Origin of the sequence: Flavobacterium soyae (assembly GCF_021245985.1) — a bacterium.
Lineage (GTDB): Bacteria > Bacteroidota > Bacteroidia > Flavobacteriales > Flavobacteriaceae > Flavobacterium > Flavobacterium soyae.
On the sequence record NZ_JAJQXA010000007.1, the window covers coordinates 66,654 to 79,287 of the forward strand.

9 protein-coding genes are annotated in these 12,634 nt (G+C 32.7%); 4 read left to right on the forward strand and 5 right to left on the reverse strand.

The genetic code is table 11. The annotated features are described in order from the left end of the window. The first annotated feature begins 8 nt into the window (after nucleotides 1-8). From LUU93_RS10730 to LUU93_RS10745, 4 genes are all read left to right on the forward strand, one after another. Nucleotides 9-1,595 (forward strand): SusD/RagB family nutrient-binding outer membrane lipoprotein, encoded by a 1,587-nt coding sequence (locus LUU93_RS10730; RefSeq protein ID WP_232681049.1) that lies wholly within the window; start codon nucleotides 9-11, stop codon nucleotides 1,593-1,595. 90 nt (nucleotides 1,596-1,685) lie between these two features. Next, complete coding sequence (locus LUU93_RS10735) at nucleotides 1,686-2,735, forward strand: sialidase family protein (protein ID WP_232681050.1); 1,050 nt, start codon at nucleotides 1,686-1,688, stop codon at nucleotides 2,733-2,735. A gap of 17 nt (nucleotides 2,736-2,752) precedes the next feature. Then, on the forward strand, nucleotides 2,753-3,085 hold the full coding sequence (locus LUU93_RS10740; protein ID WP_232681052.1) for an L-rhamnose mutarotase: 333 nt from the start codon (nucleotides 2,753-2,755) through the stop codon (nucleotides 3,083-3,085). Between the two features lie 155 nt (nucleotides 3,086-3,240). After that, nucleotides 3,241-4,212 (forward strand): M20/M25/M40 family metallo-hydrolase, encoded by a 972-nt coding sequence (locus LUU93_RS10745; protein WP_232681055.1) that lies wholly within the window; start codon nucleotides 3,241-3,243, stop codon nucleotides 4,210-4,212. Nucleotides 4,213-4,384: 172 nt separating this feature from the next. Here the strand turns inward: LUU93_RS10745 and LUU93_RS10750 are convergent, their stop codons facing one another. The 5 genes from LUU93_RS10750 to LUU93_RS10770 form a co-directional block, all read right to left on the reverse strand. After that, complete coding sequence (locus LUU93_RS10750) at nucleotides 4,385-6,688, reverse strand: mechanosensitive ion channel family protein (protein WP_232681056.1); 2,304 nt, start codon at nucleotides 6,686-6,688, stop codon at nucleotides 4,385-4,387. 785 nt (nucleotides 6,689-7,473) lie between these two features. Beyond that, complete coding sequence (locus LUU93_RS10755; protein WP_232681059.1) at nucleotides 7,474-8,217, reverse strand: hypothetical protein; 744 nt, start codon at nucleotides 8,215-8,217, stop codon at nucleotides 7,474-7,476. 81 nt (nucleotides 8,218-8,298) lie between these two features. Beyond that, the gene (locus LUU93_RS10760; protein WP_232681061.1) at nucleotides 8,299-10,353 is read right to left on the reverse strand and encodes a BspA family leucine-rich repeat surface protein; all 2,055 of its coding nucleotides are present in this window, start codon (nucleotides 10,351-10,353) and stop codon (nucleotides 8,299-8,301) included. A 191-nt stretch (nucleotides 10,354-10,544) separates the two neighbouring features. Further along, the gene (locus LUU93_RS10765) at nucleotides 10,545-11,693 is read right to left on the reverse strand and encodes a DUF5977 domain-containing protein (RefSeq protein ID WP_232681063.1); all 1,149 of its coding nucleotides are present in this window, start codon (nucleotides 11,691-11,693) and stop codon (nucleotides 10,545-10,547) included. Between the two features lie 3 nt (nucleotides 11,694-11,696). Continuing rightward, nucleotides 11,697-12,557 (reverse strand): DUF5977 domain-containing protein, encoded by an 861-nt coding sequence (locus LUU93_RS10770; RefSeq protein ID WP_232681065.1) that lies wholly within the window; start codon nucleotides 12,555-12,557, stop codon nucleotides 11,697-11,699. Nucleotides 12,558-12,634: the final 77 nt, after the last annotated feature.

Sequence of the window (12,634 nt, forward strand, 5' to 3'; positions counted from 1 at the left end):
GAGATATCATGAAATATAGTTTTAAAATAAAAACGTTAGGAGTTGCATTAATGGCAGTTTCGATTTTATCAAGCTGTACCGGCGACTTTGATGAAATAAACAAAGATCCTAATTCATTAACTGAAGATCAGTTAGATGCTACGTTAGCGGGGCCTTCATTTGCATCGGCGCTTTATGCGGGTATTCATAACGGTTCTTACTCATCGCCTGGTGTTGATGATCAGGGAACATGGGGTATTGCTACAGGTATTTTATCTTCTACTTTTGTTCAATACTTAGATTGTAGATATGGTACAGAGAGAAATGCATTCGTAAACGGTTACGAAGGCCGTGGATGGTTAAGATTTTACACCGTTGCAGTTCCGGCTTTAAACAATGCTATTAAAGCATCTGAAGGAAACGCTGAAGCTTTGGCAGTTCTTAAAATCTGGAAAGTTTTCATGTACAATCAAATGGTTGATGCTTACGGGCCAATTCCTTATACTGAAGCAGGAAACGGAAAAGAGAAAGTAGCTTATGACAGTGTAGAATTTATCTACACAGACTTTTTCAAATTATTGAACGAAGCAAATGCGACATTATCTTCTACTTCTGCAACAACTGTGGCTTCACTTCAGTCAAGCGACAGAGTGTATGCAGGAAGTGTAGCCAATTGGAGAGTTTTTGGTAACAGTTTAAGACTTCGTTTAGCTTTGAGAATTTCTGATAAAGAACCTGCAAAAGCAAAAACAGAAGCAGAAGCAGCTGTAGCTGCAGGTGTAATGCAGACAAACGCTCAAAGTGCTTATTTCAAAGCGAGCAACATTACTCCAAACAATTTAAATATGATTGTAAACAGCTGGGGTTATGTGATGACCGCTTCTATGGAAAGTATTTTGGTTGGATATAATGACCCGCGTTTATCAAAATGGTTTGCTCCAATCGATACAGGAGTTTACAGAGGTCAGCCTATTGGAGGTTTGCAAGATCAATTTGGAACAACTAAATTTTCAGCTTTCAATAATGATGTTTTGGGTAACGGATCTGCAGGAAATCTTAGTGAATCTAAAAATATTGAAATCTTCATGGCTTCTGAAAATTATTTGAGCAGAGCTGAAGGAGCTTTAAATGGATGGAATATGGGCGGAACAGCACAAAGTTTATACGAAACTGGTATTAGATTGTCTTTACAGCAATGGGGAATTGTTGACAATACAGCAATTAACGCTTACATTGCAGGGTCGACTTTACCAACTTTACCAAACGTTCTTACAGTTTATCCAAATTTAGATTTATTAGATATCCCGGTTAAATTACCTGTGGCTTGGTCTTCAACAGAAGCGAATCAGCGTACACAAATTGCAGTTCAGAAATATTTAGCAATTTTCCCTGAATCTTGGGAATCTTGGGCTGATTTACGCAGAAGTGATGCAAAAGTTATTTATCCGCCGCTTAATACCGACAATAATGACCCTGGAGTTGGAAAAAGCTTAATGAAACGTATCATTTATGTTACAAACGAATACTCTTCAAACAGAGAAGCTGTTGAAGATGGAATTTCGAAACTTGGTGGTCCTGATTCTGGAGGAACTAAACTTTGGTGGGATACAAAATAATTATTTGGTTGAGTAAAGAGACACACAATCTTTACTTAAAATGACAAAAGGAGAGGAAACTCTCCTTTTGTTTTATATAAAAGTTAGATTATGAATTTAAAAAAATATGGGTCAATAGTTTTATTAGTTTCTGTTTTTTTTGCTTGTAAATCAATTAAAAACGAACCCAAAGCAGTTAACATTATTCAAAATTATATAGCAGCAAATCCGGTTACAACAGCTAGTCACGCTTCAACATTAGTTGAATTAGAGCCTAACACACTTTTAGCAGCCTGGTTTGGTGGAAAATACGAAGGCGCAAAAGATGTCAGTATTTATATTTCATCTTACAAAGAACAAAAATGGTCGGCACCTAAAAAACTTATCGAACCATTAATTAAAGATGGCGACACGCTGCCTTGCTGGAATCCGGTTTTGTTTAAAAGTAAAAGTCAAAATTTATACTTATTTTATAAAATAGGGAAAAATCCGAGAGAATGGTTTGGTGCCATGATTGTTTCAAAAGATGACGGAAAAACGTGGAGTAATCCAAAATATCTTCCAAAAGGAATTTTAGGACCAATTCGGAATAAACCAATTGAAACAACTCCCGGAATTATTTTATGCGGAAGCAGCACCGAAAGTATTGACGATAATAAATGGCGTGTTTTTATTGAAACTTATGCAGAAGCGACAGACAGCTGGACGATTACGAATATTAATGACAAGAAAAACTTTGATATTATACAGCCGACTTTTTTAGTTCACTCTGATAAAGAAATTCAAATTTTATCCCGAAGCCGACATAATAAATTAATTTCATCATGGTCTGAAGATAACGGAAAAACATGGCAGAAAACAGACAGCATTAATGTTGTAAACTCAAATTCCGGAGTTGATGCCGTAACTTTGTCTAATAAATCTTTTTTATTGGTGAATAATCCACTAAAGATGGGAAAAGACTGGTTTAACGGTAGAAATGTTTTAGATGTAGAATATTCTAAAGATGGCATAAACTGGAACAAATTATTTGATTTAGAAAACCAGCCGGAAGGGGAATTCAGTTATCCGGCCATTATTCAGACTTCAGATAAAAAGATTCATATTTTGTATACTTATAATCGAAAGTTTATCAAGCATACAACATTTGATTTGAAATAAAATTTAAAAACAGAACTATGCAAAAACACTGTCTCGCTTTAGACTTAAATAACCACCCAGATTTAATTGCGGAATATATCGATTACCATAAAAATGTTTGGCCTGAAATTCAGAAAAGTATCAAAGATTCTGGAATTATCAATTTAGAGATTTACAATGTTGGCGATCGTTTGTTTATGATTATAGAGGCCAATGATGATTTCTCATTCGAAGAAAAAGCAAAATTAGACGCCGAAAATCCGAAAGTACAGGAATGGGAAACGCTAATGTGGAAATTCCAAAAAGCCTTACCACAAGCCAAATCTGGAGAAAAATGGGTTTTAATGGATAAAATTTTTGAACTTAAATAAAATTTATGGCACACGGATGACACGGATTCGCTTCGCGAAAAGGCTGATTAAAACGGATTTTTATTTATAGATTTTAAAAATAAATCTGTGTCCATCCGTGTCTTCGCGAAGCGAATCCGTCTCATCCGTGTGCCAATTTTTAGACAATTATAATTATGAAATTTTTGCAAAAGGTCAACTTTGTTTACGGTTTGTTACTTTTTAGTTGTATTGTAAATGCTCAAAAAAGCTACTTAGCACAGACATTTTATAAACATGATAAATATCTTTCTTCAGATAAATTAGAAGGTCGTTTCGTTGGAACAAAAGGAAATAACGACGCAGCTTTATACATTAAAAAATATTTTAAAAAGTATGGTTTAAAGGAATTTAATAACAACTATTATCAGCCTTTTAAAGTATTTGTAAAAGAAGGAATCAACAAAGCAAAATCAGACAGTGTTTCGACCCAAAATGTTTTAGGATATATTGAAGGATCTGACGAAAAACTCAAAAATGAATTTATCGTTATTGGCGCGCATTATGATCATTGGGGCTGGGGCGGAAGCGGTTCCGGAAGCAAAAAGAAAGATACCATTGCCATTCATAACGGAGCAGATGATAATGCATCTGGAGTTTCGGCTTTGTTATGTATTTTGGAAGAAGTTTCGAAGTTGAAAATCAAACCTAAAAGGAGTATTATTTTCATTTCTTTCAGCGGAGAAGAGGAAGGTTTATTGGGTTCAAAATATTTCATAAATCATTTACCGATCAAAAAAGAAGCCGTAAAAGTAATGCTGAATATGGATATGGTAGGAAGATTAAATACCGAAAGACAAATCTATATGGGCGGAGCAGGAACTTTTCCAAACGGAGTCGACCTAATGAAAAAACTAGGCCAAAACAGCGGACTAAACCCAGTTGTATTCGCCGGCGATGTTGGCGGATCTGATCATGTTTCTTTTTACAAAGCTTCGATTTCTGCAGTAGGTTTCCACACAGGCGGACATCCGCAATATCATACTCCTGAAGATGATATTGATTTAATTAATTTTGAAGGTGGTGCTTTGGTGAGTAAGTATATTTATAATGCTTTGGTAAGTATTGCGAATTATGATGAGGAATTGGATTTTATAAAACAGGATTAATATAAATTAAAAAGCAGCTTTTGTTATGAAGCGGCTTTTTGTTTATTGACTTTGATTACGTTCATGAGTGGGAAGCTTGCGTCAGCAGGGTATTTAACTTACTGAAACTAAAAAGAGCAAAATCTAATGACTTTGCTCTTTGCTTTTATAATGGTTGAAATAAAAGAATTTTTTATGTCGAAAAAGTCAACCCCTTAGCTTTAAAACTAGTAAACAAAACTTGTTTAGCTGTACTTATAGTCTCTTCAGTGCGATAAATACTGCACCAAAATTTAATTTGTATTTTAAATTTTCCATCAGAAATAGAATTGTAATAAATCTGAGATGGTTTGGTGTTATTTACTAAAGGAAGACTTTCAAGCGAACTTAAAATAGTTGCATTTATATTTTCGGGAGTTGCATCGCCGCTAATTTCGATAGCAATATCAACCAATTTAAAGTTATCGGTATACGTCCAGTTGGTGATGTTTTGAGACAATAAATTACCATTCGGAATAATAATTTCGGCACCATTTGGGGCATTGATTTTGGTTGTTCTTAATCCCATTGATTTTACTCTTCCAGATTCAGAACTGATATCGATAACGTCTCCAATTTGAATAGGTTTATCGAAAATTAAAATAATACCCGAAACGAAATTGTTTACTACATTTTGAAGTCCAAGACCAACACCAACCCCTAATGCTCCTAAAAGAATACTCAATTTATCTAGAGGCATTCCAGAAGCTGCAACGGCCAAAAGATAACCCACAATCAAAACAATGAGTCTTGTAATTAATAATTTAGAATGCTGTCTTTTGTTAATGTTTTCCTCGTTTTCATCTTCAATTTCTCCAAAAAAATAAGCAACATAATTCTGTAGTAAATGTGCAGCCCAGATAATAATGAAAAATAAAACAATATTTCCTAAAGTAAAAGTTATGCTTCCAATGGTATTTGGACGACTAAGTAAAGTGCCAACAGAAGAACGTAATGACTCCCAAATGTTTAAATTGGAAGCAATTACCACCAGCCACATATAACTGATTACGATAATAAATGGTTTTTTAAGTGTATCCGATAAATTTTCGTAATCAAAAATCTTTTCAATTCCGCGTTTTATTCTTGTTGTATAAATCTGTAAAAGGATTATTTCCAGAATTATTTTTAAAAGAACACTTAAGGCAACAATCTGCGTAAGCGAAATAAATGCTGTTAGGCTCAACATATTTGATAGCGAAACTCTTCCGAAAATATTATAAAGTATTGATAACCCATTTAATCCGATAAAAATAATGCTGGCCCATTTAAAAAATCCTTTGATATACAATTGATCTTTTAAACTCTTAATTTGAACTAAACCATATCGAATTCCCAAGATATTTATGATGATAAAAAAGCAACGCTGAAACATTCCAACTTCAATGAAAAGATCCAGGAAACAGAGAGCAAAAAACAATCCGAAAAGCAATAGCCAGTTTCGCATCGATTTTCCAGACCAATCATTCTTAAATAAAATTGTAAGTACCCCTAGTGAACCTAACTGAAGTAGTTCTAAAAATAGGGCAGGAGCGTATAAGTTTGTAACTATAGCAATGTTTAAGCCTATAACAATTACAGGTAAAATAATGCCTCTGTTTAAATATTTAAAATTAAAAAGAGAAAGATTTTCGGCATGACCGTTAGATTTTAAATATTTCAAATTACGAGAAATATACCATGCTAAAAGTCCCATGAAGAAACATAATGTAAGTAACCCGCCGGCTTTATAGCTTAAATAATAAGCAGCAACATTTTCTTCAATTATAACTTTTGCTTTAATGTTGTGAGACACCACTTTTTTTGCTGTAGAATTGGTACTCCATAACGATGGATATTCTTTTTTAAGAATGCTTATTCCAGATTTTTCGAGTTTTGTCTCTACAGTTGTTAATGCATTAGAAACTGCTATTTTGTGTTCTACTGTCAGCCTTTTTTTGATATTTAAAATTTCCTGATTTTTCGTCATCAGGCTGTCTGTTTTTAGATAACTTTTTTTAAGACTGGCTAATTCTGTTTTAAATTGTTTTCTGCGAATGGTATCTTTTATAAGTGTAAATAAAGTTTTGTCTTTACGTAGATCAAGAATTTTATTTTTAATTTTTTCAAGATTTGCATTGCGGTGATCTATCGCTTTATTTTGTTCATTTAATTCCTGTTCGATTTCTTTTAAAACAATGCGGTACATTTGCTGATTTCGCACATTTGGATTAGCACCTTTAAGGCTTGCCAATATTAAATCGAGTTTACTTTCTGTTCTTTTAATTTCCCCAAACAAATGAAAAGTGTTTCCTTCAAATTCGGCATCATTTGCAGCCGATTGCAAAACATCTCCGGCTTTTTCAATTGACATTAAGTAGTCACTATCTGTTGCGGTTTCTTCAAATAATTTAGACTTGTTTTCTGTTTTTGAAACTGCATTCTGTGAGTAAGAAAATGATACAGAAAATAGTATCATTAGTAAGGCGGATAAATAAGAATTTCTTTTTGAAATCATAATTAATTTGGTGATTTAAGGTCTCCAAATTTAATTGTTTTTTGGATAGGAATGGTTTTGTAAATGGGAAATATCAGAAAAGAAAGATCTGTCAGCTATAAAGAAAAATGTCCTTGAATGTTAAAAAATATTCAAGGACATTTTCTTAAGAATGAAAAGGGATTTACTGTATTTTATTTTTTAAAAAGCAAAAGATATCCCATTTTCTGAATTATACAGTTTACTAATATCATCTTGATTTAATACTCTATTCTTCCAAATAACAAGTTCCTCAACATATCAACATGTCTTAAAGTTGGAGATAAAACCCAGATACTAGTACCGATTTTTGTTATGCTTGATCCTGCTGGAAATTTGGTTAATGTCGCAGCACCAAAAGGCGTTAAATGTATTTGCCATTCAACATCTGTAGAATTATTTCTTTTATTAATAATCCAGTTCCCCGTCGATGAAAAATTAACTGCATAAAACCAAAAGGAAATAGAAAAAGGAATATCTGCTCCATTTCCTGATGTGAAACTAAAGTTTACATTATTTGGTATATCAACATATGCTATATTTGATGAAGGAAAATTTATTGCACTTCCTATTTTTTCCGGTTACATATATTTGTATTTGTAGCAATTCCATTTGGGGATAGGCCAGTTGATTTTGTAACGTCTCCATTAAATTTATAATACGCTGCCAAATTATTTGCTAACTTCTATTTTTATCAAATACGGTATTTTGTAATAAGCTTCCCATAATTATACCCCTAATAATAATACACTGTTTGTATTACCTCTTTTTGTGAAAGTAAAAATTTGTTTTTCAGTTGTTACAGAAGGCGTTCCAAATAACCATGTATGAGGTGCTGTAATTGCCCATGTTACATTTACCCCGGGTAATGTAATACCGTTAAAAATAAAACTGTCAATTAACGAAGATGGAACTGTAATTGTGCAGCTTGTTGTGAAAAGTATTGTTTTTCCATGCCAAGAAGCGGGAATATCTTGACTTGTACTTATTTCTAATTGACTGTATATATCATCTATTGTAGCTAAAGTATACGAACCATTAGATTTTGAAGGCAGTTTCAACTCAATATTAGTTGTAGATGAATTATCAGAAGTTAGTACCGTGGAATAAATTGATCCTTTTGCAAAAACAATTTGATTAGGAGTAATTCTAGTCGCTATCGTGTTTGAACTAATTGATTCATCCGTAACAGAAATAGCAGAAGGCTGTATGTATGTTTTCATCTGTGTAGAAGGAACTAAAACGTTAATACCTTGATAGTCCATATTAACTACAGAACTGAATGGCGAGCCAATAAACTGCATACTTGTATTGGTGGCAGAATTTCCATTCTCTAATACAGATTGTAGGTTTTGTGTTTCTTGAGCAGCATCGCTAAATTGCAATTCACCGCTTTCATTAGTTACTAAAATTTTATTTGGTTGATTTTTTTCTAAATCGGCTACTTTTATTCTGTTATATTTTGTGCTCATTTTTGTTTTTATTTATTGTGATTAGATAGATTTCTTAAAATTTGCATGGAGGATATGATGCTTAAAGAAATTTAACATAGTTTATATTCCTCCATCTGTTATTGCCCAATTGTTTGGTACTCCTGTTAAAATTGCTTTTCCTGCAGAAGCTGCTGTAGTATATTTTGCTGTTCCGAAAGTAATTGTTAAAGAAGGTTTTACAGATTGGGAACTCCAGCCATTATAAATCGCATCTAAATTTGATACTGAAAAATTAGCAGGAGTCTTTCCTGTCATAAACCCTGTAAAATTTGTTACATTTGAAACGTTCCACATTCCGATATCTTGATTAAAAGGAATACTGTTTTGAAACATTGCAGACATGTTTGTAACAGCACTTACATTCCAATTTGAGATTGGCTGGTTGAAAGGACAGTTTCCAAACATATTCTGCATGTTCAAAGTTCCTGTCGTTTTCAATGACCAATTATTTATTGTATTTGATCCTCCATTATTAAATTGTGAATAATAAAACATATATCCAAAATCACTTACGTTTTGGACATTGAATCCACCGATATCTTGATTGAATGCTGTTCCACTAAACATTTGATTCATGGTTGTTGCTTTTGAAGTATCCCAATTAAATGGCATACCCCCATTATTAAATGAAGTTGCATTTTGGAAGACACCTTGCATATTACTAACATTTGATACATTCCAACTGCCAATATTTTGATTAAAATTAACAGCAAGAGCAAACATAAATTGCATAGTTGTTACATTTCCGGTATTCCATGAGTTTATGCTTGAACTTCCACCATTGTTAAATGCGCTGGCTGTTACAGTATTAAACATGGATAAACAATTTTGGACATTACTCATGTTCCAGTTTCCAATATCTTGATTAAATACTAATGCATTTTGAAACATTTGCTGACAAGTTGTATTTGCAATAGTATTCCAATTTCCAATAGGCTGATTAAAAGATGATGCATTTTGAAACATGCTGTTCATTGTTATTGTTCCAGTAGTTTTTAATAACCAGTTATTTATTGTGTTTGACTCTCCATTATTGAATTTTGTTGCTGATGAAAACATACTCGAAAATGAGGTATTATTTGATACATTCCAATTTCCAATATTTTGATTAAACACACTTGCACCACTAAACATTGATGACATATTTGTAACTAAAGAAGTATTCCAGTTTCCTATTGGCTGATTGAATTTAGGACATGCAGAAAACATACTATTCATTACAATTGTGTTTGTAGTATTTAAAACCCAATTATTTATAGTTGGACTTCCACCATTATTGAATGCCATACATGAAACAAATGTGTTGGAAAATATAGTAACTTTTGTAACATTCCATGTGCCGATATCTTGATTAAAATTAATAGCAGACTGAAACATTAAGTTCATATTAGTGACATTTGAGGTATTCCATGACCCAATTGGTTGATTAAATGCAGTAGCATTTTGAAACATTTGGGACATTGAAGTCACATTCTCTGTATTCCAATTGTCTATAGGCTGATTAAAAGTAGCACATCCCTGAAATGTAGCACTCATGTTTGTAACGTTGGAAGTATTCCAATTGTTTAAATTTTGGTTGAAATTTATACAACTTGAAAAAGCAGCCGATAAATTGTTAAATGAAAATGTATTCCATTCATTTATCCTTCCCACTGTTGTCAGTGATGTACATCCTGTAAAAGCATTTTGAAAACTAGTTGTTCCAGTTAAGTCTAGTATGTCTGAAACTTCTGATAAGACTAAATTGGCGCATCCTTGGAAATATACTCCCTGATTTGTTCCTAGTTTTAATTTACCCCAACGAGAAACAGATAATATTTTTAATCTGTCTCCTGTATTATTAAACTGCCAGCCTGTGCAAATTCCGGTTATTTTAATTGTATAATCTCCTGCAATAGTATATGTATGAGTAGTTTGTGCTTGATTCCAAGAAGTTATATTATTGCTTGTTCCATCACCCCAGTCTACTATAAAATTATAAGTCCCGGATGATAATAAAGGTAGTTTTACCTGTGTAGAACTACTTGAACCTGTAGAAGTGTTTGAAGTTCTCCAGGTAGAGACGAAAGAATTTTTAGTTCTTCCAAAAATAGTATTTTGTATTAGTGAACCCATTTTATTTTATTTTAAAAACATTTTTAATCCTTAAATTTGATTGATAATAGTTTAATTCCAAATCCGGCATTATAAATCCTATTTTAAATTTAAAAATCTGTTTAGGTTAAATTTATCTATGCCGAATTTGAAAATCTTAAAGATTTAAAAGAAGAAAAATGTTTTAGTTTTTACTTAAATCCAATTTTAATTTAAGGATTTGGATTTTCTCCTTCTTTATAATTATGAGTTAAAATTCCATTTGCGAAATAGGTATGAAATGGATTTAATGTCAAAGGAAAGATTCTTCTCTTCTCTAAATTAATAGTAACTGCTGTAACCGGAATAATTTCATTATTAATGCCATAAAGGTTATCACCAGCCTGAATATCTCCTAAAGGAATAAATCTCCAAGAGCCATTACGTTGAATGAGCTGTAAGTGAGTTGGAGTAGCTTCCAATAATCCGTCGTTGACAATTATTGTTTTATAAGCATCTTTTTGCGTTAATTTAGTGATTGGTGATGTGATTCTTTTTTCTGATAAAGAATTAGAAGACCATTTGTATAATTCATTAGCATTATTGGTATCAATGAGTGTTTCAATCTCAGCAGAAAGAAGCAGTTGATCGAGATGCAATTCTTCAATAGCTTTTTTAGAACCATCTGGAAGTGTAATCAACGTGCCTTCGACAAAACAGCCGCCTCCTGATCCTCCAGTTGAATTATCACCAGTTGTCTGATAAGTTTCATTACTAGGGACAGAAAGATCTCCGGCTGTATTTCTTGTTGAAACTTTATAATAATAAGTAGTATTAGGACTTAATGCATTATCTGAATACGTTGTTATATCTGCAGTATTTATTGACATGTGCGGTGACCACGTACCACCAGAATCTACTTTTCGATATAGCTGATATCCGGTAATTCCGATATTATTATGCGGTACAGACCATGATAAATCTATCGTCATTCCATCAGATGAAAGACTACTTGTAATAGCAGGAATATTAATTACACAAGTCCCTAAATTATTTGCATAAATTTGAACATTTTCTTCCAGCCAGGCAATGGCTTGGTTATTTGCATCAATAACACTGATATTAGATACAAACTGGTTTGCATAAGCAGTAAGAGTAATTTCTGTACCAGCTTCTCCGGCAGAGCAGTTATTTTTTGTTACAGTTTTAGTTTGTTCTGTATTATAATATCTTGTATCAGGAGGACAGCTTATTGTATCTAAAATGGGTGCGATGTAATCTGGATCGGTTGTCACATTTGGTTTTATATCTCCAGTCGAAGTACCATCGTCTTTATAGTATCTTTCTAATAAAGTAAAAGATTTATATCCTGTATTTGCCATATTTTAATAAGTTATTATAACCTTTGCGGTTGAGAGATTATTAGAATAATTAATGTAACCAATATGAGCAACATCGTTTATTGGCAGATTTTTTCCTTGTATAGAAATATTTTTTGAAAAGTTTAATTGCTGGATTTGCTCGCCATTATTATTTATAATGTCTTTCCCTACTTTTTCCATTGTACCACCATGGAAAGTGGTAATTTCTACATCAATATTCCCTGTGGCTTTAGAACTCCACCAAACGGCAGCCATTCTTACCTGAATATTATTTAAATTGGAATAAACTTCTTTTACTTTTTTGAAATTTATTAAGCATGTTTCTGTGCCCGTTAAATCTGTAATATCACCGCCCCACATGATATAAGAATCCTGTGCAGCTGCATTTAAAGGAAGTTCGTTTTTTAGTCCGTAGCCTACCCACTGATTGTCTAAAGTATCAATACCAGTATTTACAAAACCAGTAAAAGTATCTAAATCACTTCCGGCTCCTAATGCCCATCTGTACTTAATCACCATATAATCGAAAGGTTGTAAAGTAGTTGGCGGTTCAATTACACAAGATGGATTTGCTCCACGCCATGCCGTTTCTCTAATACTACAGATACCAGTATTATTAGCATAAGCCTGAGCATTTGCATTAAGCCATGATTCAGCCTGTTCATTTGCATCAGTTATACTTACAGTTGACACAAATTTATTTGCACTAGCGGTTAAAGTAACCAGATTTCCTGTTGTTCCTTTAGAACAATCATTTTTTTTAACTGCTAATGTTTTTTCTGTATTATAATAAACCTCTGTACCCTCTATAGGAGTATAATTTTCTAAATAATTAAAAGGTTTATATGTTGTATTTTCTTCCATACATTATGTTTTAGTTAATAATAATGTTGTCTTTTGTTTTCTAAAAACCATTAGAAAGTCATTGAATAATTGTTTTT

What these genes read in the sequence shown, in the direction of transcription:
- LUU93_RS10730 (WP_232681049.1), top strand. Translation starts at nt 9, where the DNA reads ATGAAATATAGTTTTAAAATAAAAACGTTAGGAGTTGCATTAATGGCA.
- LUU93_RS10735 (WP_232681050.1), top strand. Translation starts at nt 1,686, where the DNA reads ATGAATTTAAAAAAATATGGGTCAATAGTTTTATTAGTTTCTGTTTTT.
- LUU93_RS10740 (WP_232681052.1), top strand. Translation starts at nt 2,753, where the DNA reads ATGCAAAAACACTGTCTCGCTTTAGACTTAAATAACCACCCAGATTTA.
- LUU93_RS10745 (WP_232681055.1), top strand. Translation starts at nt 3,241, where the DNA reads ATGAAATTTTTGCAAAAGGTCAACTTTGTTTACGGTTTGTTACTTTTT.
- LUU93_RS10750 (WP_232681056.1), bottom strand. Translation starts at nt 6,688, where the DNA reads ATGATACTATTTTCTGTATCATTTTCTTACTCACAGAATGCAGTTTCA.
- LUU93_RS10755 (WP_232681059.1), bottom strand. Translation starts at nt 8,217, where the DNA reads ATGAGCACAAAATATAACAGAATAAAAGTAGCCGATTTAGAAAAAAAT.
- LUU93_RS10760 (WP_232681061.1), bottom strand. Translation starts at nt 10,353, where the DNA reads ATGGGTTCACTAATACAAAATACTATTTTTGGAAGAACTAAAAATTCT.
- LUU93_RS10765 (WP_232681063.1), bottom strand. Translation starts at nt 11,693, where the DNA reads ATGGCAAATACAGGATATAAATCTTTTACTTTATTAGAAAGATACTAT.
- LUU93_RS10770 (WP_232681065.1), bottom strand. Translation starts at nt 12,557, where the DNA reads ATGGAAGAAAATACAACATATAAACCTTTTAATTATTTAGAAAATTAT.